This is a genomic window from Chromobacterium phragmitis (assembly GCF_003325475.1).
GTDB classification, from domain to species: Bacteria; Pseudomonadota; Gammaproteobacteria; order Burkholderiales; family Chromobacteriaceae; genus Chromobacterium; species Chromobacterium phragmitis.
This window is the reverse complement of record NZ_CP029495.1, coordinates 2,318,896-2,340,804: the sequence shown is the minus strand read 5'-3', so window position 1 is coordinate 2,340,804 and position 21,909 is coordinate 2,318,896. Positions and strand designations below refer to the sequence as shown.

Genomic DNA, 21,909 nt, shown 5'->3' with positions numbered 1-21,909 from the left:
TCGATCACTGCGTAGAACTACGGGGTTCTCTTGTTCGGGCGCCATCCAGCAGCGCGTCCAGCGCGTCCAGCAACGAGTTGGACGGTTGGTCCGCCCACACGCCGCAGCCGGGCTCGCCCATGCCGCGCAGAAACAGGTAGCGCACGCCGCCGAAGCGGCCGTCCCAATCCGCGCCGCGCGCGGCGAAGTAGCGGCGCAGCGCCACCAGGTAAATCAGGTATTGCAGGTAATAATGCTCGCGCGCCACCGCCTGGACCAGGCTATCCTCGCGGTAGCGGCCGTAGTCGTCGCCCAGGTGGTTGGACTTGTAGTCGATCAGGTAGTAGCGGCCGCCCGCCTCGCACACCAGGTCGATGAAGCCCTTCAGAAAGCCCTGCACGCTGGCGAAATCCAAAGCCGCCGCGGCCTGGCGGAACGGTTCGGCCAGGCCGTGCTCCGGCTTTTGCAGCGCGCCGATCAGCGCTTTGACGTCCAGTTGCTTCACCGGCAGCGTGAACTCCAGCTCGATCAGCCGCTTGCCGTCCGCCACCTCGCGCAGCCGCGCGCCGGGCGCGATTTCGGCGTTCAGCGTGGACAATATCAGGTCGCAGCCGGCGTCCAGCCATTCCTCCCCAAAACCATGCCGCGCCAGCGCGCGGGCCACCGCCGCGCGGATCTCGACCTCGTCCGCGCCGAAGCCTATGTTCTCGAAGATTTCATGCAGGCAGACGCCGGCCTTGGCCCCGCGCGGGAAACGGAAGCGGTCCCGCGCCGGTTCCGCCGCCGGCTCTGCAGCCTCCTGCCGCGCCGCGCGGTCGTAATCCGGCGCTTCGGCCAGATGGCTGCCGGCGTCATGGGTCAGCGAGGTGAAGCTGGCGATGCGCCAAGGCGTGTACAGCTTGCGCTCGAACGGCCGCGCGGCGTAGACGCGGCCGCCTTCATGACTGCCCGCCAGCGCGCACGGCTCCGGCTCCGCCAGCCAGCTCGCCGCCTCGCCGCGGCCGGCCAGGAAGTCGCGCAGCTGCGCCTCCACCATGCCGCCGTCCAGCTCCAGCGCCTCCAGCGCCGCCAGATCGCGCGCGCCCGGCGCGTGCAGCAGCCAGGACAGCGCGGCGGTCTTCAGTTCCCTCACCCAGCCCCAGGCGATGTACTGCCGGTACTGGGCGCGGGTCAGCGCCACGTACAGCAGGCGCAGCTTCTCCGCCAGCAGCTCGCTGCGCGCCGCCTGCTTCACCGCGTCGTCGGCGGCCGCCTCCGGCGCGAGCCAGGGCTCGTCGCCGTCGTGATAGCTCCAGAAGCTAGCGCCGCGCCGCTCCAGCGCGCCGTTCCACAAGAACGGGCAGAACACCACCGGGTACTGCAGGCCCTTGGCGGTGTGGACGGTGACGATCTTCACCAGCGCCGCGTCGCTCTCCAGCCTGAGCGCCGCCTCCTCGCCGCGCGGCGGATCGGCGACGCGGGCGGCGAACCAGGCCAGCAGCGGCGCCATGCCCTGCCGGCTTTCGCTCTCTTGCTGGATCAGTTCGGCCAGGTGGCCCAGATTGGTCAGCCGCCGCTCGCCGTCCGGCAGCGGCAGCAAGCGCTCCGCCGCGCGCTCGCGGGCGAACCAGTGCCGCCAGGCGGCCATGAAGCCGCGCTCGCGCCAGCGCTGGTGGTCGTCGGCGTTCTTCAGCAGCTGGGCTTCCCAGCGCGTCTCATCCTCCAGCTCGGCCTTGATCTCCGCGGCGTTCAAGCCCGCCAGCTCGGTGGCCAGCGCGCGGCGCAGCCGGCCCTCGTTGGCCGGCTCGGCCCAGGCGTGCAGTACGGCCAGCAACTCGCCGGCCTCGCGGCTGGCGAACACGCTCTCCTGAGTCAGCGCCACGCTGGCCACGCCGCGCGCGCGCAATTCGCCGCGCACCCGGTCGCCCTGGCTGTGGGTGGCCACCAGCACCGCGATGTCGCCGCCGGCCAGCGGCCGCCGCGCCTCGCCCCGGACGATGGCGGCGCGGCCCTCGCCCGCCAGCGTCAGCAAGCGGGCGATCTCGTTGGCGCAGGCTTCGGCCGCCGCGCGCTCGGCCGCCTCCTTGCTCAATTCTTTTTCGCCAGCCTGTATCCATTGCGCGTTGAACGGCGCGCGGTCGTCATCTACCTCCAGCAGGCCTCCGGACGAGGGACTGGCCGCCACCGGCTGGTAAGCGATGCCGTCGAGCAGGAACGGCAGCTCGCGGCCGAACAGCGCGTTGACGGTGGCCACCAGCGGCGCGTCGGAGCGGCGGTTGGTGGCCAGCGTGTACTGACGCTCGGCGTCGTGGCGCGCCGCCAGGTAGGCGAAGATGTCCGCGCCGCGGAAGCTGTAGATCGCCTGCTTGGGATCGCCCACCAGGAACACCGGCCGCGCTTCCTCGACGAAGCAGCGGCGGAAGATCCGGTACTGGGTGGGGTCGGTGTCCTGGAATTCATCGATCAAGGCCACGGCGAAGCTGTCCGCCACCTGCGCCGCCAGCAATGGGCCGGTTTCCGGGTGCGCCAGCGCCGCGCCCAGGTCGGTCAGCAGGTCGTCGAAGCTGCGGCTGCGCTCCACGCCGCGCCGCCGCGCCAGCTCTTCGTTGGCCCAAGCGATCAGCTCCAGCTTCAGCCCGGCCAAAGACTTGGCCACCTGCTCCAGATACGCGCCCCAGGCGTCGAGCCAGGCCTCCACCAGTTCGAACAAGGGATGAGCCGGCGGCTCGCAGCCTTTCTTCATGCCTTTGGCCAAGGCTTCCGGCAGCAGTTTTTCCATCAGTTTGCGGCTGTCGCTGTCCAGCTCCGGCAAGTCGTCCGGCTGCGCCAGCCAGCCGCGCAGCGCGTCGGCGGCGCGCGCCATGGTGTCCGGCCGGTAGATATTGGCCTTGAAACCGGGGTGGTCGAGGAACCGCGCCAGCCCCTCCTCCACCCGCTCCGGCGCGGCTGCCAGCCTCTGCCATCGCTCGCTCGCCGCCCGTCTCGCCGTCTCCAGCCCCGCCGCATCCGGCGCGCGCAGCTTCAGATGAGGTTTGGACAGATACGGGCGGATCTCGGCCAGCCAGGCGTCCGGCGTTTCCCCGCGCTCCACCAGCACCTGGGCCAGCAAGGGCGCGGCGACGATGCGGCGGCGCCAGAAATCGTCGACGATCTCAGCCAGCCGGGCCGCGTCGTCGTCCACCAACTCGGCCTGAAAGGTCTGGCCGCTCTCGAACGCCGCGTCGGTCAGCACCCGCTGGCAGAAGCCGTGGATGGTGTAGATGGCGGCGGCGTCGAAGCCGTTGACCGCGGCAGTCAGCCGCTGGCGGGCCACGTCTCGCGCCGGGCCCTCCGGAAAGCGCGCGGCCAGCGTCCGCAGAAAATCGTCGCCATCGGCCTTGCCGTCCAGCAGCGCCAGCATTTCAGCCAGCCGCTTGCGCAGCCGCTCGCGCAGCTCGGCGGTGGCGGCCTTGGTGTAGGTCACCACCAGCACCTGGTCGATCAGCGGCGGCGGCGCGCCATCGCGCTCTTCCAGCAACAGCCGGACAAACAGCGCGGCGATGGTCCAGGTCTTGCCGGTGCCGGCCGAGGCCTCGATCAGGTTGACGCCCGCCAGCGGGCAGTTCAGCGCGTCCAGCGCCTGCATCGCGCTCATGCCCCGTCTCCCAGCAGCCGTTCCGCCAACGGCAGCAGCAGTGTTTCCGCCAACTGGGCGAACAGCGGATCCTCCAGCGGGTCTTGATGACGGAAGGCCAGCGCGATCGGCGGCTCGTCCTTCTGCGCGATGCCGTCGCCCTGGATGAAATTGGGCTCCCACTTCTGCCAGGCGGCGGCCAATGCTTTTTCGCGGTTTTCCGGCGCTTTGGCCAGCGCCTCGGCATAGGCCCAGCTGGTGCGGCCGAAGAAGGGCAAGGGCTGGGCCTGGCCCTGTTGCCAGCGGACGAGCCACGGCGCCAGCAGGCCGGCGGCGTCGATCTCGTCGCGCAGCACGGTATTGCCGGCGTCGTCATAACAGGCGCTGTGGCAGGCGATGCCGGGCGGCCGCGCCGCGCACAGGATCAAATGGCTCAGCCACAACGCGACGCGCTGGGCGGCATTCATCTTGCCGACGATGAAATCCAGCCGCCCCTCCGGCCGCAGGCCGTACAGCTCGCCCACCAGAGTGAGGCCGGATATCTGCAGATGCACCGGCTGCGGCGGCAGCGGCTCTTCCCGCAACGCGCCCGGCAGCCTGCCTGCCAGGCGCAGGCTGGCGCGCCCCTCCTCCTGCAGCCAGGCCTGGCCCAGCTCGCCGGTGGGCAACAGGCCGGCGGCGGCCACCCTCTGGCGCACCGGCATCGGCGGTTTGCCGTGCAGCATGGCCTCCACCAGTTGGCGGCGCAGCGCATGGCTGGCGTCTCGCTCCATCGCGAACGGCTCACGCGCCGGCTGCGCCTCGCCCTGGTAGGCGACGCGCAGCGCCAGCCGGTCCGCCAGCCAGGCCCGCGCCGGGTTCTGCCAGAAGCGGATGAAATCGTGCAGATTGACCACCGTCGCCGCCGCCTCGTCCGGCAGCGGCGCGATGAAGGGCGCGGGTTCTGCCGGCGGCGCGGCCAGCGCGGCGGCGAAGGCCGGCTCGAAGCTGGCCAGCCGCGCATCGCCGCCATCGAAGGCCCTGGGCGAGAACGGCTGCAGCGGGTGGCGCAGCGTCAACCGCGCCGCCATGTCCTCGCCGCACATCGCCGACAGCGTGTCCAATAGCTCGGACACCAGCGGCGATGGCGGCAGCGGCTCGCCGCTGCGCGCCGACTGGCCGACATAGGACAGATACAGTTTGCCGCGCGCCGACAGGATGGCCTCCAGAAACAAATAGCGGTCGTCGAAGCGGCGCGAGCGGTCGCCGCGGCGCGGATTGCGGGCCACCAGGTCGAAGCTGACCGGCCGCTCGTCGCGCGGGTAGGCGCCGTCGTTCATGCCGATCAGGCACAGCGCCTGGAACGGTATCGAGCGCATCGGCACCATGGCGCAGAAGGTCACGCCCCCGGACAGGAAACCCTGGCTGGACGACAGCGACAGCTTGCGCAGCAGCCAGTCGCGCGCCACCGCCAGGCCCGCCTCTTGTTCGAACCCCGCCAGCTCGGCGTCTCCGGCCAGTTCGCCGAAGGCCTCGCGCAGCAGCTCCAGCGCGGCTTCGTCGTCGCCTTCGGCCAGGAACAGCGCGTCGCAGGCCCAGTGGAAGCGCTGCGCCCAAACTGCCGGCGCCGCCGGCCGCGCCCATTCGCGCGCCAAGGCGTCCAGCGCGTCGTAAAAATCGGCGAAGCGCGCCAGCGTCTCGCCCAGCTGGCCTTGAGCGGCGGTGTGCGGCAGCAGGCCGGCGAACAGGCCGGCCTCGTCGCCAGCCAGCGCCGGCGGCAACACGGTGCCCAGCAGCAGCCGGTCCAGCCCCCAGCGCCAGGTGTAAGCGGGCTCGGCCGGCAGGCCCAGCGCCGCCTTGTGCGCGGCGTCGCGGCCCCAGCGGATGCCGGCGCCGCGCACCCAGTCCTGGATGAAGCCGAGATCGGCGTCGGCCAGGCCGAAGCGCGCCAGCAGCGCCGGACAGTCCAGCAGCGCCAGCACCTCGTCGGCGGCGAAGCGGGAGTCGGCCAGCTTCAGCACGGCGGCGAAGGTGGACAGCAGCGGCTGCTCGCGCTCGACCCGGCGGTCGGCGATGCCGTAGGGGATGTTGGGCGCGTCGTCGCGGCGGCCGAACACCGCGTCGATGTAGGGCGCGTAGGCGTTGATGTCCGGCGTCAGCACCGCCACGTCGGCCGGGCTGAGCCTGGGGTCGGTCGCGAACATCGCCAGCAGCCGGTCCTTCAGCGTTTCCAGCTCGCGCATCGCGCCGTGGCAGGCGTGCACCTCGACCGAGTCGTCGGCCGGATCGTACGCACGCGGCAGCTGCGCCGGATCATTGAGCTGCAGGATGTCGCGCTGCAGCCGTGCCAGCAGGCTGTCGCCCTTGGGCGCGGCGAACAGCGGCCGGGCGTCCAGCTCGGCGTCTTCGGCGATCAGCTCGAAAAAATCCCGCCCCTGCTTGCCCAGGGACGCCAGCAGCGGATGGCCCTGGGTGGCGAACAGGTCGCCGGCCTGCCTGAGCTTGAGCATGCGGCGCGCGTCGACGATGTCGCCCCAGTAGGCTTCGCATGGATTCAGCGTGAACAGGCAGACGTCGGTCAGCTCGGCCAGGCGCTTGACCAGGGCCAGGTACATCGGCGCCAGGCTGGCGATGCCGAACAGCGTCACCCGCTGCGGCAGGTGTTCTGTTTTCAGCGCGGAGAAGAACTGGTCCAGCATGCGCACGCGGTGGCGGCCGGGATCGCTGTCGGCCAGCGCCCGCCACAGCGCCGCCTGCCAGGCTTCGTCCTCGCCCAGGCCCAGCAGCTCGCCGGCCTCCCAGGCGCGTATCCAGTCGGGGCGGAACACCAGGTATTGGTCGAAGATGTCGGCGATCTTGCCGGCCAGCTCGAAGGCCGCCGCCTCGCCGCCCCGCAGATAATGGATGACCGGCTCGAAAGGCTCGCCCTCCAGCCGCGGCAGGAGGGCGAGCAGCCGCCAGGCCAGCACTTCGGGCACGAAAGCGGACTTCTTCGGCAGGTCCGGCATCACTTTCTGCATCAGCCGCCAGGCGAAGGCGGCCGGCAGCGCGAAGTCGATATTGGCCGCCACGCCCGCCTTGCGCGCCAGGTCCAGCGTGATCCAGCGCCCCATGCCCCGGCTCTGCACGATGACGGCCTCGGCGACGAAGGGGTCGGCCAGCGGCATCGCCTGGGTCATGCCGCGGAACAATTCGCCCAGTTGCTCGAGTCGGTTGGATTGATAGAGGAACAGCATGGAGTTGTGCGCGCGCCTGGATGCGGATATGGCCGGATTGTAGCATCGCCGGCCACGGCTGGCCGCCGCCGGGCAAACCGGCGCGGCTTGACTCCGGTCAAAGCGGGCTTTGCCCGGACAGCATTCAATACAAAACATGATAATGGCATTTCAATTACCCTCCCCCGTCGGGTCGCGCTCGCCGGCTACAAAACGCCCGCCGCGCCGTGTACCATGGCCGGCATCGGCGCCCGCCGCGCCTCAACCACCGGTCCGCCATGTATCCCTATCTGATCGTCAAGCACGCCCACATGGGCTTCGCCTATCTGTCCATTCTCTTGTTCGCCGCCCGCGGCGCGCTGGTGTTGGGCGGCCGCGGCCACTTGCTGCAAAACAAACCGCTGCGCATCTTGCCGCACGTGATCGACACCCTGCTGCTGGGCTGCGCCATCGCGCTGGTGGCGATGGGCGGCTGGCCCATTCTGCAAAGCCCCTGGCTGCTGGCCAAGATCGCCGGCCTGGTCGCCTACGTGATCCTCGGCAGCATCGCGCTGCGCGGCGCCACGCCGCGCCGCCGGATGGCGGCCTTCGCCGCCGCCCTGCTGACTGTGCTCTATATCGTGCTGGTGGCCAAAACCAAGCTGGCGCTGCCCTTGCTCTGACCCCGGCCGGCGGCTTGACGGCGCCGGCCGCGGCTTCTAGGACACAGTAGGGGCGCGCGATGCAGCCTTGTCCCGACCCAGTTCCCGGAGCCCGCCGCCAGATGACCCGCCCCCGTCACGCCATACCGAGCCGCTTCGCCGGCTTTTCTCTGCTGGAGCTGTTGATCGCGCTCGCGGTGGCGGCCGCGCTGGCCGGCATCGCGGTTCCCGCCTACCAAGGCCATATGCAGCGCAGCCGCCGCAGCGACGCGCTGGAGGCCTTGTACCGGCTGCAACAAGCCCAGCTGCGCTACCGCGGCTTCCACTCGACTTACGCCTCTACGCTGGCCGATCTGAAAACGCCTTACGCCAACGGCGCCAGCGCCCAAGGGCATTACCAGCTGGCAACCGGCGCGGGTGACGATCCCGCGTCCGACTTCTACGTCCGGGCGCAAGCCAAACCCGGCGGCATCCAAGCCGGAGACCGCGATTGCCAGACGCTGACGCTCGTCCAGCGGCAACAAACCGTCAGCTTGGCGCCGCCAGCCTGCTGGGGGCGCTGATGCGGCGCGCGCAACGGGGGGTCACCCTGATCGAGCTGATGGTGGTTCTGGCGCTGGCGCTGGTCCTGCTGACCCAAGGCCTGCCGGCGCTAGGCCGCTGGGTCGTCCATCAACAGCTGCAAGGCGCGCAGGACGATCTTCACCGCGGCCTGTTGCTCGCCCGCAAGAGCGCCGTCACCCGCCAGAAGACGATCTGGGTGGCGATCAGCGGCAACGGTCTGGACTGGCGGCTGCGGGTATCGGAAAGCGAGATCGGCGCCGATTGCGTCGCCGGCGCCGACCTGCTCTGCGTCAGCCACGCCGATCACGCCGGCGTGGCGCTGGACGCGCCAGGCCGTGCCCTGCCGCTGCGGCTGGCATTCACGCCGCTGCGCGGCATGCCGGAAAACGAGGACGGCAGTCCGTTCAACGAGCTGGCGCTGCGGCTGCGGCGCGCCGGATGCCAGCCGACGGAATTGAGGCTGCTGGCCACCGGCCTGGTGGTCAATGGCGAGGTACGCTGCCCATGAGACGCGAGCGCGGCCTCACCCTGCTGGAGTTGCTGATCGGCATGACCATAGGCCTGCTGCTGTTGCTCGCCGTGTCCGGCCTGCTGGTCGGCCTGCTGGGCGAGCAGAGCCGGGAGCGCCGCCAGGCCCAGTTGGGCGCGATGATTGACGCCTCTCTGTCCCTGATGGCGATGGAACTGCGCCGCGCCGGCTTCTGGAACGGCGCCGGTCCCGAGTCCGACAACCCCTACCGCGGGCTCTACATCGAACAGGGCGGCCGCTGCCTGCGCTACGCCTACGACGATCCTGCCGGAAAATCCCTTCCCGGCCCCCGCTACTTCGTCTTCCGCCTGCACGAGCAACGCATCCAGCGACGGGTCAGCGATGCCGCTGGCTGGCGCTGCGACGCCGCCGCTGGCTGGGACGACCTGAGCAAGAGCGACATCGGTGCGGTGGAGTCGCTGACCTTCAGCCGCGAGGCGGGCGGCGCCGCCATCGGCATCGCCGTGCGCGCGAGCGCCGCCCGCGGCCAAGAGCAAGAGCGACTGTCCATCCACACCAGCGTCACGTTGCGCAACCGTCCGCAGGTGGCGGGGCCATGAGCGGCGCGCGACGGGCGCACGGGCTGGCCACGCTGTTCGCGGTGCTGACCCTGCTGGCCATCGCCAGCCTGGTCTTGCTGGCCGCCTCCCGCCAACTGGTGCTGGCGCACGCCAACGCCCAGAACCAGCACCGCTACCACCAGGCGCTGGATTATGCCGAACAAGGCCTGCTGTCGGGCAGGCAGGCGCTGGAGAACGGTCTTCCCCTGCCCATCGACGCTCGCTTCACGCTTCGACGGCAGGACCTGCCCGGCCAGCGATTGCGGCTGCTCAGCACCGGCCATTACGACGGCCACAACGTCACCGTGCGGCAGGATTTCCGCCCAGCCGGCGGCGGCGAATCGCGCGACGCGCTGACCCTGGTCGGCAACCTGGACCTGAGCGGCGCGATCCGACTGATCAGCGAACGGCCGGTGGACATGACCGTGGACGGCTCGGTGACGCTGGGCGGATCGGTGGACGGCATCGCCACGCTGCAAAGCACCGGCGACATCGTCATCAATGGCCCGCAAACCATAGACGCCTTGTACGCCAACGGCGATATCGAGCTGGGCAACGGCCGCTATCGAACCGTGAAGGCGCAGGGCAATCTGACCCTGCGCGGTGACGCGGCGATCGACGGACTGGCGCGGATCAACGGCAAAGCCGGCTTTTTCAGCAGCCCCGGGATCGATCCGGCCGTGGCCCAGGCAGAAGTGAAGGGCGATGTGGACATCGCGATGGGGGGCGCGCGCTTCGGCAAACTGGATACAGAGGGCAAGGTGGACATCCGCCAGGTCGGGGCCCTGGGCGCGCTGCGCGCAGAGGGACATCTGAGCGTGCAGGGCTGGGGAGCGCCCATTTCCGCCACCGTCGCCAACGCCGCCAGCTACAACGCCGGCAACCCCGATATTCGCGTCGCCGTCCAGCCGGGCCTGAAACTCAACCTGCAGCCGGTGCCCAGGCTGGAAGTGAAGCGGCCGCGGCTGGACGCTTACGACTACCGCGGCCAGGCTCACTACGTATTCACCCATGCCGCCGATGGCGGCGTTCGGGTGGCGGTGCGCAAGATCCACGGTCTGGCCGACGGCGAATATCGTCTAGGCTTGCACCCGGACAGCAGGCTGCCCAACTACCTGTGTCGAGCCACCGACGCCGGCGGCGTCTGTCTCCCCCCGGCGACGCTAATCTGCAAAGGACACTCGCCGCAGAACGACTGTCTATCCGGCAGTCGCCCCGGCCTATGGAAACTGGACGGCGTCACCTTCGCGCCGGGCGTGCTGTGGTTCGACGGCGATCTGGAGGCCGGGAGCGGCGCCTACCGCAACACCTTCATCGCCAGCGGCAACATCGCCACCCGCGGCCAGCATGTCAGCTACGCGGTCAACTACGCCGGCGCGGCCGGCATCTGCCGCAACAGCGACTTTCCCGACCTGCATCCTGACGATGATTGCCGCGACGACCTCTTCCAAGGCAGGCCGGTGGGCAATGCGGCATTGCTGGCCGGGGGCTATGTCAATGGCCATTTTCGCGGCGGCGACATCACGCTGGGCGCCGCCACCCAGGTCTTCGGCAACGTCTGGGCCGGCAATATGCTGTTCTCCGGCGGCAGCACCACGATACACGGCTACATCAGCGCGCTGGCCCAGGCCGGCGCTCAGGGCGCGCGCCCCCACCAGTGGAGCGCCAGCACCACGATAGATCTGCGCGGCCTGCCGGATTCGTTCCGGCCAGACCGCGCTCCCGACGGCGACAGCGGCGGCCGGTCGCGGCTGATCCCGCTGCGCTACAGCTGGATGGATAGCGGATCATGACAGCCCCCCGCGCGCGCGGCTTCACGCTGCTGGAAATGATGATCAGCCTCTTGGTGCTCGCGGTGGGCGCGCTGGGCCTGCTGCGGCTGGAAACCCAGCTGCTGCACAGCCAGTTCGCCGCCAACGACTACAACGCCGCCACCAATCTGGCCCAGGCGGCGCTGGAACAGCGCCAGATCGGCAAACCCGTCGATTGCGGCCAAGCCAGCTTCGCGCCGGCAGCCGCCAGCGGCACGCTGGCGCGCTTCCGCTGCCGCGGACTCGACGACGGCGACAGCAGCCGGGTGGAGGTCAGTTGGACCGACAGCCAGGGCGAACGCCTCTCCCTTAGCCTGCGGGCCCCCCGCCGCGCGCCCGGCGCTCCTTGACCCAAAACAAGGGCGGCCGACGGCGCATCTGCTACTGTCCCCGCATTTCCCTATCTGTGACTTTCCCATGCCAGCCAGTCAGAAACTGCCGGAACTGGTGTGTCCGGCGGGCAGCCTGCCCGCGCTCAAGGCCGCCGTCGACCATGGCGCCGATACCGTCTACTTCGGCCTGAAAAACGACACCAACGCCCGCAACTTCGCCGGCCTCAATTTCGACGAACACACCGCCCGCATCGGCATCCGCTACGCGCATGACCGCGGCCGCCAGGTGCTGATGGCGATCAACACCTACGCCCAGGGCGGCGATATCAGCCGCTGGCGCCGGGCGGTGGACCAGGCCGCCGATCTCGGCGTAGACGCCGTGATCCTGGCCGATCTGGGCCTGCTCGATTACGCCAGCCGCCGTCATCCCGAGCTGCGCCTGCATCTGTCGGTGCAGGGATCGGCCACCAACCACGAAGCGCTGAAGCTCGCCCACGAGCTGTTCGGCATCCAGCGCGCGGTGCTGCCGCGCGTGCTGACGCTGGATCAGGTGCAGAAAGTGATCGAGCACAGCCCAGTGGAAATCGAAGTATTCGGCTTCGGCAGCCTGTGCGTGATGGTGGAGGGCCGCTGCCTGTTGTCCAGCTACGCCACCGGCGAATCGCCGAACAGCCACGGCGTTTGTTCGCCAGCCAAATACGTGCAATGGCAGAACACGCCATCCAGCCTGGACGCCCGGCTGTCCGGCATCCTGATTGATCAATACGGCCTGGACCAGCCAGCCGGCTACCCGACGCTGTGCAAAGGCCGCTTCGAGGTCCAGGGCGACACCTACTACGCGCTGGAAGAGCCCACCAGCCTCAATGTGCTGACGGTGCTGCCGCAGTTGCTGGACATGGGCGTGGCCGCGATCAAGATAGAAGGCCGTCAGCGCAGCCCGGCCTACGTCGCCCAGGTGACCCGCGCGCTGCGAGAGGCGCTGGACGCCGCTGGCCGGGAGCGGCACCGCTTCATGGTGCAGCCGGCCTGGCAGCAGGCGCTGAGCAAGGTGGCGGAGGGGCGCCAGCAGACGCTGGGCGCCTATGACCGCCCCTGGAAATGAACCCGCCCGCATGGATATCCGCATGACCCCCATTCCCCTGAAGCTGTCGCTCGGCCCGGTGTTGTTCTTCTGGAGCCGCGACGACATTCTCCGCTTTTACGCCGAAGCCGCCGAATGGCCGCTGGATACCCTGTACCTAGGCGAAGTGGTCTGCGGCCGCCGCCAGCAACTGCGCGGCCAGGACTGGATCGCGCTGGCCGCGGACCTCGCCGCGACAGGCCGCGAAGTGGTGCTGTCCTGCCAGGCGCTGATCGAGAGCGAGTCCGATCTCAAGCGGCTGCGCAAGATGGTCGACAACGGCCAGCTGGCCATCGAGGCCAACGACCTCGGCGCGGTGAGGCTGGCCAGCGAAAAGAAGCTGCCCTTCGTCGCCGGCGCCCATCTCAACGTCTACAACGCCGACACCCTGGCGCTGATGCGCCGGCTTGGCGCCTACCGCTGGCTGCCGCCGGTGGAAATGGGCCGCGGCACGCTGGCCGCGCTGCTGGCCGAGGCGGGCCGCCAGCAATTGGAAATCGATACCGAGGTGTTCGCCTGGGGCCGGCTGCCGCTGGCGCTGTCCTCGCGCTGCTTCACCGCCCGCCATTACAACCTGAACAAGGACGACTGCCAGTTCCGCTGCCTGGAGCATCCGGACGGACTGCGGCTGGATACCCGCGAAGGCCAGCACTTTCTGGCCATCAACGGCATCCAGACCATGTCCGACGGCTGCCACGCGCTGCTGCCGCATCTGGCCGAACTGCGCGAAGCCGGGGCTGGCCGCGTCCGGATCAGCCCGCAAGCTCACGGCACCGCCGCCGTGGTGCGCGCCTTCCGCCAACAGCTGGATGGCCAGGGCGACGCCGGCGCGCAGCTCGCCGAGCTGCGCCCGCATGCGCCCGGCGAACTCGTCGACGGCTACTGGCGCGGCCAAGCCGGCATTCAAGCCCTGGAGACCCGACATGCGCATTCCTGAACTGATCCTTCCCCCGGCAGGCGCCAGCCTGCTGTCCCGCTTGCCCGCCGCGCCGCCCAGCTGGCTGCTGGCCTCCATGCTCAATCTGCTGAAGAAGCGCGGCGTGCTGCCGGTGGACATGGCGCTGCTGGAAGGCAAGCGCTTCGAAGTCCATGTCAAGGACGCCGGCTTGCGGCTGCGCGTCGCCGCGCAGGGCGACACCTTCGCCGCCAGCCGCGGCGAGCCCGATCTGCGGCTCGCGGCCAACTGCTGCGACTTCGCCCGCATGATGCTGCGCGAGGAGGACCCGGACACCCTGTTCTTCCAACGCAAGTTGAGCATAGAGGGCGATACCGAGTTGGGGCTGATCATCAAAAACCTGCTGGACAGCGTGGATTGGAGCCAGACCCCGCTGGCGCGGATGATGGCGGCCTGAAGCCCGCCGCTTGCCCCTGCCTGCGCGATGGGCTAGCAAGAAGGTAGTCCGCCTTCCTCGCAGGGGCATCATGAATCCCTGGCCGTTCAGCGCTCGCCGCATACGCAAAGAACTGATCCTGATCCTGCTGCTCAATCTGATTTGCTATCTATTGTTCAGCCGGCTGGATCTGTTCGAGAAATTGGACCTCTGGCTGCATCAGCACCCGAGCTCGCAGCTGGATGAAGTTCTGTTGGTCAGCTTCACGCTGGCGCTGTCCATGACCTGGTTCGCCATCCGCCGCCTGCGCGAGGCCCGGCACTTGCTCAAGGCGTTGCGCCGCCAGGCAGAACGCGACGACATCACCGGCCTGGCCAACCGCCGCCACGCCAACCAGGCGCTGCTGCGAGAAAGCGAGCGCAGCGGCCGTTCCGGCCGCCGCTATTCGGTCTTGCTGCTGGATCTCGATCATTTCAAGCACATCAACGACAGCCATGGCCATCTTGTCGGCGACATGGTGCTGCAACGCTTCGGCCTGGCCTTGCGCCAGCGCTCGCGCCAACTCGACACCGTCGCGCGCTGGGGCGGGGAAGAATTCATCATCATTTGCCCGGAAACCGAACAGGAAGGCGCGCGGGTCCTGGCCGAGAACATCGCCAAATTGTTGCGCGAGACCGATTTCTCCCCGGTTCAGTCTGTCACCGCCAGCATAGGCGTCGCCACCCTGGCCGACGACGATACGCCAGACAGCCTGGTCCATCGCGCCGACATGCATCTGTACGCCGCCAAACAAGCCGGCCGCGACCGGGTGATCGGAGAAGGCCCGAGCGAGCCGCCTCAGGCATGAAAAAACCGGCGTCTAAGCGCCGGCTTTCACTTCTCATGTCATGCGGACAGCCGCAGCTTAGAGCGCGCCCACGCTTTGCTGGAACGCGCTGCGTTTGGCCGACAGGTCGAGACCCGGCAGATCCGCCATGATGTCCGGATGATCCGCCAGCTTTTCCACCACGAAATCGACGAACACGCGCGTGCGCGGCGCGATATGGTCGCGATGGGGGAAGCAGATGTAAATGGAGCGCTCCAGCGACACCATATCGGTCAGCACCGGCTCCAGCTCGCCGCTGCGGATCAGATGCACCACCTCGTGGCCGGGCAACTGGGCGACGCCCATGCCGAGACGCGCCAGCTCGGCCACCGCCTCCATGTCGTTCAGCGTGTAGGTGCCATTCACCTCCAGCGGAATGCGCTCGCCCTTGCGGTCGAACTCCCATTTGAACAGCCGGCCCGAAGTCGGGAACTGGAAATTGATGCAGTCGTGGCTGCCCAGCTCCTCCGGCGAGGAAGGACGGCCGTTCTTGTCCCAATACTCGGGTGAAGCCACCACGTACAGCGGCATCTGCGACAAGTTTCGCGCGACCATGCGGCTGTCCGGCATCATGCCGGTGCGCACGCCGACATCGTAGCCGTCCTCGATCAGATCGCTGAAATGGTCATCGAGGCCGAAAAATACCCTCACCTTGGGATAGCGCTCGCAGAACTCGCCCATGATGGGCAAGATGAATCGGCGCCCAAAGGAATTTGGCATGCTGACGCGCAAATGGCCAGCCGGCTCGTCGCGGCTTGCTTTCAGTTGATTGATGGCGGAGTCCAGATTATTGACCGGTCCGCGGCATTGCGCATAGAAACGCCGGCCATCCTCGGTCAGCGTCAACTGCCGAGTAGTGCGGTTGAACAGGCGCACTTCCAGTTCCTGCTCCAGTCTGGCGATGCTCTGACTGATCGCAGCGGGCGATACGCCGAGTTTGCGGGCGGCATCTGAAAAACTGCCGTTCTCAGCGGTGGTCATAAAGACCATTAATGCTTTCAAGGTGTCCATAAGCGGGGCGATTCCTGAAGCGATCCAGCGCTTGTCTGCACAAATGGTTTGAGCGCGTTCCAAGCAGGATCGTTCACAGAATTGAGACTGTTTTATTTAAAACAGCTTACATCAACTCTGCACGATATTAAAGAATATAGTTTAATCTCATGTACCATCACCACTATGGCCGCACCGACTGCCAATCCTACATCCCCAATGTTCGCCAGCCAGTCTTCATCCGCGTGCCGGCTTGGCTTATCCATTATTTTATGCGTTCCAATTATGCGCTTTTAAGCGTTTACTTGCCAGAATTTATTAGCTCCCACTTACAATATATGACATTGGCCTGAAGCAAAGTTGCCACACTGCCAGCGAAAAACGGTTCCGGCAAACAAAGAAAAACAAAAATCAGGATATGCTAATCATCAATCCAAGCCACGCCCCCCTTAACATGCGCATCGTATAATTGCTCTATTTTTAAAATTACAAAAAAGTCAAACACTTTATCCCTCTCAGCATGTTTCCATTTGTAAAGAATGTCATTATGACAAACAAGATGATGAATTATCAGTAATTTTCCTAGGATTCCTGCCCTTGTAAATTTGGTATACTCAATGACGAAAAAGCAACAATTCATATGAATTCAAATCCGCAGGGTCTTACATGCAACAAGCATGTGAGGTACTATCTGCGGCACATCGAACCAAGAACAAGGAAGACCCGCTCATGGTGACTTCGAAGCCCATCAATGCAAGACCGCTCCCGGCCGGACTCACCGCGTCGCAGCAATGGACATTGCTGGAATGGATTCACATGGCCGGTCACATCGAAACCGAGAATGAGCTGAAGGCCTTTCTGGATACCATCCTCAGCCAGGCGCCATCTGACCGCATCATTCTGGTGCTGGGTCGTCTGAACAATCAGAACCAGATCCAGCGCATGGAAAAAGTGCTTAATGTCAGCTACCCGTCCGACTGGCTGGATCAATATTCTCAGGAAAATTTCGCCCAGCACGACCCCATCATGCGCATTCACCTGGGGCAGGGGCCCGTGATCTGGGAAGAACGCTTCAGCCGCGCCAAAGGAGCAGAGGAAAAGCGCTTCATCGCCGAGGCCAGCAGCAACGGCATGGGTAACGGAATCACATTCAGCGCCGCATCCGACCGCAACAACGTGGGTAGTCTTCTTTCCATCGGCGGGAAAGAGCCAAGCCGCAACGCGGCTCTAGTGGCCATGCTCAACTGCCTGACGCCGCATCTGCACCAGGCAGCGGTACGCATCGCCAACCTCCCTCCCGCCTCTCCCAGCAACATGCCGCTATCTCAGCGCGAATACGATATTTTCCACTGGATGAGCCGAGGCAAAACCAACTGGGAAATCGCCACCATCCTCAACATCAGCGAGCGAACGGTAAAATTCCACGTCGCCAATGTGATTCGCAAACTCAATGCGAATAATCGTACTCATGCCATAGTGCTTGGCATGCACTTGGCGCTGACACCCCGTGAGCTAGTGAACGAATAAGCTCCATCCGAGCCTGCTGCCAGTCCAGCAGGCCGGTCATAGACATCACTCCTCCATCCAGCGGCCTCGGAACGCCCACCGGCACGATGGGAAAGCCCATCATGACCAGACGACGATAAAATACCGGCTCGACGACAAAGTACATCCAGCGCACGTTGCGCATTTGAGACCACACCCAGGCGCCCAAATACAGCAAGCGTGCAGCCTTGATTGAGTCCCGCGCGCCCAACACCTCCCGATCCACCGCCAAGCGCGTGATCTCGGAGTATTCCTTTCCCTTGCAGATGCGCTCTCCAGAAGCCAGCAAGCGCGCAAACTCAGACTCCAGCATGAAGGGATGCTCTCCGATAGTCAGCCTGATCGCCCCCACCACCCGGCCATCCCGAAGCAAGACCAAGTTATCGGAAAAGCCATCGTATTCATCGCGGTCAAAACCATCTTCACACAACGGCACCCAGCACAGCTGCTCGCGGAATATCTTGTGCCGAAACGCCCACAACCCCTCCCTCATTCGATCATCGTCCACCCATGCCAGCTCCAGACCGCCCTGCGAAAACGGGAAAAAAACTTTCATTTCAACTTCCTATTGTGAGTTCGTACAGAAAGTTGAAACAGAAAAACGTTGTGAAGCGATGGAATCTGGCAAATCTGCCAGTACATCGCCGAATCTAGCCCCTGAAATGCAGGGTAAAAAAACAACAGTACCAAAGTCCTGGACTCGCCATATTCTGGGCGATTCTTTGTTACATTTATGGTTTTACCTCTTCATCCAGCCATGATCGCCTTCACCAGCTGCAACCCGGCGTCCGGCGAGGTCTGCTACACACGAGCCTCTTGGACCATCGACGCCCTGAATCAAAGCCTGGATCATCTGCGGCAAGCCCAGCGGGCCTGGGCCTCACTGGAAGTTGAACAGCGCGCCGCAGGCTTGCTGCGTCTAGCCGATCAACTGACGCAACAGCGCGAAGCACTGGCGGACCTAGTGACCTTGGAGGTCGGCAAGCGCACACCCGAGTGTTTGGCCGAAATAGATAAATCCGCGCAATTGATACGCTACTACGCGGAGCTGGCGCCTGAATTGCTGCAGCCGCTCAGCATTCCCACCCAGGCCAGCCGCAGCGGCGTAGCTTTCGAGCCACTGGGGCTGGTATTGGCGGTCATGCCGTGGAACTACCCGATCTGGCAAGTGATTCGCTTCGCCGTTCCCGCTCTGATGTCCGGCAACGCCTGCCTGGTAAAACCCGCGCCATCGGTGCCGCAATGCAGTCAACTGCTGCTGGAAATCGTCCGCCAGGCTGGACTCCATGTGCTGGACATGGCCTGGATAGAAACCGAGCTGGTGGACGACGCGGTGCGCCGTTGCGACGCCGTCGCCTTCACCGGCTCCACCCAGACCGGCCGCGCGATCGCCTCGCTGGCAGGCCGGCACCTGAAGAAGACCGTGCTGGAGCTGGGCGGCAGCAATCCCTTCATCGTGCTGGCGGATGCCGACATCGAGGCTGCCGCGCGGGACGCCGCCAACTCGCGTTTTCGCGATGCCGGCCAAAGCTGCAACGCCGCCAAGCGGATGATCGTGGTTCCCCAGATTGCCGACGCCTTCGTCGACGCCTTCTGCGCGGAGGCCTCCAAGCTTCGCGCCGGCGACCCTCGCGATCCAGCCACCACCCTGTCGCCGCTGACCCGCGCCGATCTACGCGAAGCATTGCACGCGCAAGTGCTCGATGCCTGCCACCATGGGGCGGAATTGAGGCTTGGCGGCCAGATGCCGCATACGCCGGGCTTCTATTACCCGGCCACCGTGCTGGACCGCGTCACGCCAGCCTGCCGCGTCTACCATGAAGAAGTCTTCGGCCCAGTAGCCAGCATTCTGCGCGCCGCGGACGAGGCCGACGCGATACGGCTGGCCAACGATACGCCGTTCGGCCTCGGCGCCAGCATTTACAGCGCCGACAACGCGCGCGCCTGGGAATTGGCGCGCCAAATCGAGGCCGGCAGCGTATTCATCAATCGGCATACCAGTTCCGACCTGCGCTTGCCCTTCGGCGGGGTCAAGGCATCCGGCTATGGACGGGAATTATCCGAGTTCGGTCTGTATGAATTCGTCAACGTCAAAACCTACTGGCAAAAATAGCCAGCGATAAAAAAAGGGGCCAATGGCCCCTTTCTCTATGTTCATTCAGCGCTCAATGCAGCCGCGCCACGCTCTGCGACAGCGGAATGCCGGCCTCGCGCAAGCAGTCCGAGAGATCCCGCCAGCTCGCGTCGCGGTCCGGCGCCACGTCCGGCACCACCAGCCACGGCACTCTGGCTGCGATCTCCTCGCCGCCCTTCAGCCTCAAGCCCACCTCGTAGCCCTGGATTTCCGGCTGATACTCGGCCACCGCCTCCAGTTTCTCAATGCCGCCCTGGCTAGTGGCCAACAAGGCCACCGATACCCCCAAGCGCTTGCGGTTCCAGGCGCGCATGCCGCTGGACAAAGCCTCCCACCACGGCAGCGGCGCGAACAACTCCGCCTCGCCATACTCCATTTCGGCGGCGATCGCCTGCTGCACCAGCGGCATCGCCGCATCCAGCGCGCGCCGCGCCAGCCGGCGCGCCCGGTCCGGCGGCAAAGCTCCCCGCTCCACCAGGAAAGGAATCCAGCTCATCACCAACTGAGGTTCGCTGGTCTTGCGCGCGGCCTCGTAGGTGGCGCGCGAGGAGTCCGGATCCAACGGCGCGAAATCGCAGCCGGCATCCATCACCGGCGCCAACTGCACCAGATCCTGGCAGGCGCGCTCGTTCAGCATGTCCACGGTGAACAGCGTCGGAGATATCCACAGAATGGATTTCTCCGGCACCTCCAGCGCGTCGGCCAGCGCCACTTCCAGCGACTCCAACCGCGGGAAGTGCCACCAGACGCCCCCCTGGCTACGAGAAAAAGCGAACGGCAGCGCCCACAGCTCGAAGGACACCACATGGCCGTCCTTGCGCATCACTTCTGGGAAGGCCACCGCGTCCCGCGCGCTGTTCACCAGCAACTGGCGCGCCGCCGTCTCGCCGCCCAACGACAGCTGCGCCTCGGTGAATACCGCCTGATCGCCCGCCAACAGCGCCATCTGCACCGCCGCCGCCAGCTGCGCGGCCTCCATCGGCTTGCCCACCGCCTGCCGGGCCTGCTCCGCCAGACGGCCTACGGCCAGCTGGCGCTCGGCCGGCGGCAATGGCTTGGTCGGCCCGGTGCGCATTTCGCGCGGCTCCGGCCCCGCCGCGTCTCGATCAGCGTAAGCCTTGTGCAACTGCTGATAGACGCGCATCGCCTCGTCGCAGATTTCCTGCAACTCTCCGACGCTGGGCTCGATCTCATCGTAAAAATTGAAATCGAACAGCCTGAGCCGCAGATTGCAGACATAGACCGTGAGATTCTCCTCGTCATCGAACAAGACCGCGCTCGCCAAGCCGTCGCGTTCGCGGCCCGGGAAGTCGGTATCGTCATTGCCCACCAGGCGGCAGACAAAGGCGGGAGATTCGGTATGCACCAGATACTCGGTGCCCTCCAGCCCCTGCTCGTCGACAGCGTCGCCGAAGATGAAGCGATTGGGCAGAAAGGGTTCGCCCCGAATACGGGCATTGCGCGGCAGGGATTTCATCAGGCGGCACTATCTACGTTTACAAGCATCCATTGTAGCGCCGCAGCCGCCCGCCTTGAAGCCTGCCGCGCAATTTACGGCCGCGCCGCAACAATCTGCGACAAAGAAGTCCGCTGCCGTCCGTCGCTATCGAAATTATCCGCATCCAACCACGCCTCCAGCGCGCGTCGCCGCGCCGGCCACTCATGGTCCAGAATGGAAAACCAGGCGGTGTCCCGGTTGCGTCCCTTGTTGACCCGCGCCTGGCGGAACAAGCCCTCAAAAGTGAAGCCCAACCGCTGCGCGGCCCGCACCGAGGGTTCGTTCTGCGCGTCACATTTCCACTCGTAGCGGCGATAGCCCAGCGCGAAGGCGTGGCGCATCATCAGATACATCGCCTCGGTCGCCAAGCGGCTGCGCTGCAGCCGCGGCGAGAAGTTGAGAAACCCCACTTCAATGCTGCCATCCGCCGGCGCGATGCGCAGATAGCTGCACAGGCCGATCGCTTCGCCGTCAGTTCGATCCACTATGGCGTAGAACTGCGGATCGTCGAGCGCCGCGCTCTCCTCTACCCAGCGCCCCCAGTCCTCCAGCACCGAGAAAGGACCATGGCCGAGATACGTCCAGTTGGCTCCGCCGGGCATCCGGTGCAAAGCGTCGAACAATTGCGCGGCGTGCTTCGCGTCGTTGAGCGGCTCCACTCGGCAATAGCGCCCCTCCAGCTCGACCCGGGGCGGCTGGCATGCGCCCGCCCACTCCACCCGGACGCCCACCATCTGGCCGTTCTCGTTGCGTTCGGCCGCCTGCGCGAGTTCCGACCAATCAGCACGCATCGCACGCCTCCTTGCCGCAGCCGCCCGTGCGGGTAGTCGCATAGCCATCCCGCTTCCACCAATCCAGGCCGCCCTGCAGTTCTTTTACCTGGAAACCCAGCCGCGCCAGCTTCAACGCGCCCTTGGTCGAGCCGTTGCAGCCGATGCCGTCGCAAAATGCCACCAGAATCGCATCGCGCGGCAGATCGGCGCAACTCTCCTCCGTCATCAACCGGTGCGGCCGATTCAGCGCGCCGGGAATGGTTTCATGATCGAACGCCTCCTCGCTGCGGGTATCGACCAGCAGCAAGGACCGTCCGCCGTCAGCCAAAGCCTTCGCGACATCGGCCGCATCGATCTCATAGGCTAGCTTGGCCTCGTAAAATTCCTGTTGGCTGATCATTCCCATCCTCCTTTGCTCTACTCGAATACTGCTATGCTAGGCACAAAGTCA

The 21,909-nt window shown here is 66.1% G+C and carries 19 protein-coding genes; 12 read left to right on the top strand and 7 right to left on the bottom strand.

Annotated elements, in window-relative coordinates:
* Positions 1-4: 4 nt before the first annotated feature.
* A complete protein-coding gene (gene recB / locus DK842_RS11185) occupies positions 5-3,592 on the bottom strand; it encodes an exodeoxyribonuclease V subunit beta (RefSeq protein WP_114061509.1) in 3,588 nt (1,195 codons plus the stop codon).
* The gene (gene recC, locus DK842_RS11180; RefSeq protein WP_114061508.1) at positions 3,589-6,786 is read right to left on the bottom strand and encodes an exodeoxyribonuclease V subunit gamma; all 3,198 of its coding nucleotides are present in this window, start codon (positions 6,784-6,786) and stop codon (positions 3,589-3,591) included. The genes recB and recC overlap by 4 nt, the downstream gene beginning before the upstream one ends.
* A gap of 257 nt (positions 6,787-7,043) precedes the next feature.
* Here recC and DK842_RS11175 point away from each other — a divergent pair, with 257 nt between their 5' ends.
* The 10 genes from DK842_RS11175 (at position 7,044) to DK842_RS11130 (ending at position 14,500) form a co-directional block, all read left to right on the top strand.
* Positions 7,044-7,427, top strand: a complete 384-nt coding sequence (locus DK842_RS11175; protein WP_114061507.1) for a SirB2 family protein — start codon at positions 7,044-7,046, stop codon at positions 7,425-7,427.
* Positions 7,428-7,528: 101 nt separating this feature from the next.
* Positions 7,529-7,969, top strand: coding sequence for a type IV pilin protein (locus DK842_RS11170; protein ID WP_114061506.1), 441 nt, complete (start codon positions 7,529-7,531; stop codon positions 7,967-7,969).
* Complete coding sequence (locus DK842_RS11165; protein ID WP_114061505.1) at positions 7,969-8,478, top strand: GspH/FimT family pseudopilin; 510 nt, start codon at positions 7,969-7,971, stop codon at positions 8,476-8,478. Before DK842_RS11170 ends, DK842_RS11165 begins: the two co-directional genes overlap by 1 nt.
* Positions 8,475-9,059 carry a PulJ/GspJ family protein gene (locus tag DK842_RS11160; protein WP_168194868.1) on the top strand — a complete coding sequence of 195 codons (585 nt, stop codon included), beginning with the start codon at positions 8,475-8,477 and terminating at the stop codon, positions 9,057-9,059. Before DK842_RS11165 ends, DK842_RS11160 begins: the two co-directional genes overlap by 4 nt.
* The gene (locus DK842_RS11155; protein WP_114061503.1) at positions 9,056-10,852 is read left to right on the top strand and encodes a translocation/assembly module TamB domain-containing protein; all 1,797 of its coding nucleotides are present in this window, start codon (positions 9,056-9,058) and stop codon (positions 10,850-10,852) included. The genes DK842_RS11160 and DK842_RS11155 overlap by 4 nt, the downstream gene beginning before the upstream one ends.
* A complete protein-coding gene (locus tag DK842_RS11150) occupies positions 10,849-11,220 on the top strand; it encodes a type IV pilus modification PilV family protein (RefSeq protein ID WP_114061502.1) in 372 nt (123 codons plus the stop codon). Before DK842_RS11155 ends, DK842_RS11150 begins: the two co-directional genes overlap by 4 nt.
* Positions 11,221-11,287: 67 nt before the next feature.
* Positions 11,288-12,304 carry a ubiquinone anaerobic biosynthesis protein UbiU gene (ubiU, locus tag DK842_RS11145; RefSeq protein ID WP_114061501.1) on the top strand — a complete coding sequence of 339 codons (1,017 nt, stop codon included), beginning with the start codon at positions 11,288-11,290 and terminating at the stop codon, positions 12,302-12,304.
* A 22-nt stretch (positions 12,305-12,326) separates the two neighbouring features.
* Positions 12,327-13,259, top strand: a complete 933-nt coding sequence (locus tag DK842_RS11140) for a U32 family peptidase (RefSeq protein ID WP_114063707.1) — start codon at positions 12,327-12,329, stop codon at positions 13,257-13,259.
* A complete protein-coding gene (ubiT, locus tag DK842_RS11135) occupies positions 13,246-13,674 on the top strand; it encodes a ubiquinone anaerobic biosynthesis accessory factor UbiT (RefSeq protein WP_114061500.1) in 429 nt (142 codons plus the stop codon). The genes DK842_RS11140 and ubiT overlap by 14 nt, the downstream gene beginning before the upstream one ends.
* Positions 13,675-13,744: 70 nt before the next feature.
* Positions 13,745-14,500, top strand: coding sequence for a GGDEF domain-containing protein (locus DK842_RS11130; RefSeq protein WP_114061499.1), 756 nt, complete (start codon positions 13,745-13,747; stop codon positions 14,498-14,500).
* Between the two features lie 57 nt (positions 14,501-14,557).
* Here the strand turns inward: DK842_RS11130 and DK842_RS11125 are convergent, their stop codons facing one another.
* On the bottom strand, positions 14,558-15,529 hold the full coding sequence (locus DK842_RS11125) for a LysR family transcriptional regulator (protein ID WP_114061498.1): 972 nt from the start codon (positions 15,527-15,529) through the stop codon (positions 14,558-14,560).
* 708 nt (positions 15,530-16,237) lie between these two features.
* On the opposite strand from DK842_RS11125, the gene DK842_RS11120 reads away from it, so the two are divergent.
* Positions 16,238-17,035 (top strand): LuxR family transcriptional regulator, encoded by a 798-nt coding sequence (locus DK842_RS11120; RefSeq protein WP_168191878.1) that lies wholly within the window; start codon positions 16,238-16,240, stop codon positions 17,033-17,035.
* Here the strand turns inward: DK842_RS11120 and DK842_RS11115 are convergent.
* Positions 16,956-17,609, bottom strand: coding sequence for an acyl-homoserine-lactone synthase (locus tag DK842_RS11115; RefSeq protein WP_114061496.1), 654 nt, complete (start codon positions 17,607-17,609; stop codon positions 16,956-16,958). The two genes, DK842_RS11120 and DK842_RS11115, sit on opposite strands and share 80 nt — an antisense overlap.
* Before the next feature lie 201 nt (positions 17,610-17,810).
* Here DK842_RS11115 and DK842_RS11110 point away from each other — a divergent pair, with 201 nt between their 5' ends.
* Positions 17,811-19,166 (top strand): NAD-dependent succinate-semialdehyde dehydrogenase, encoded by a 1,356-nt coding sequence (locus tag DK842_RS11110; RefSeq protein ID WP_114061495.1) that lies wholly within the window; start codon positions 17,811-17,813, stop codon positions 19,164-19,166.
* Between the two features lie 52 nt (positions 19,167-19,218).
* On the opposite strand, the gene DK842_RS11105 is transcribed toward DK842_RS11110, so the two are convergent.
* The 3 genes from DK842_RS11105 to DK842_RS11095 form a co-directional block, all read right to left on the bottom strand.
* Positions 19,219-20,664 carry a hypothetical protein gene (locus tag DK842_RS11105; RefSeq protein WP_114061494.1) on the bottom strand — a complete coding sequence of 482 codons (1,446 nt, stop codon included), beginning with the start codon at positions 20,662-20,664 and terminating at the stop codon, positions 19,219-19,221.
* Between the two features lie 74 nt (positions 20,665-20,738).
* Positions 20,739-21,476: a GNAT family N-acetyltransferase gene (locus DK842_RS11100; protein WP_114061493.1), complete on the bottom strand. Its 738-nt coding sequence runs from the start codon at positions 21,474-21,476 to the stop codon at positions 20,739-20,741.
* The gene (locus DK842_RS11095) at positions 21,466-21,858 is read right to left on the bottom strand and encodes a rhodanese-like domain-containing protein (RefSeq protein ID WP_114061492.1); all 393 of its coding nucleotides are present in this window, start codon (positions 21,856-21,858) and stop codon (positions 21,466-21,468) included. Before DK842_RS11095 ends, DK842_RS11100 begins: the two co-directional genes overlap by 11 nt.
* Positions 21,859-21,909 lie beyond the last annotated feature (51 nt).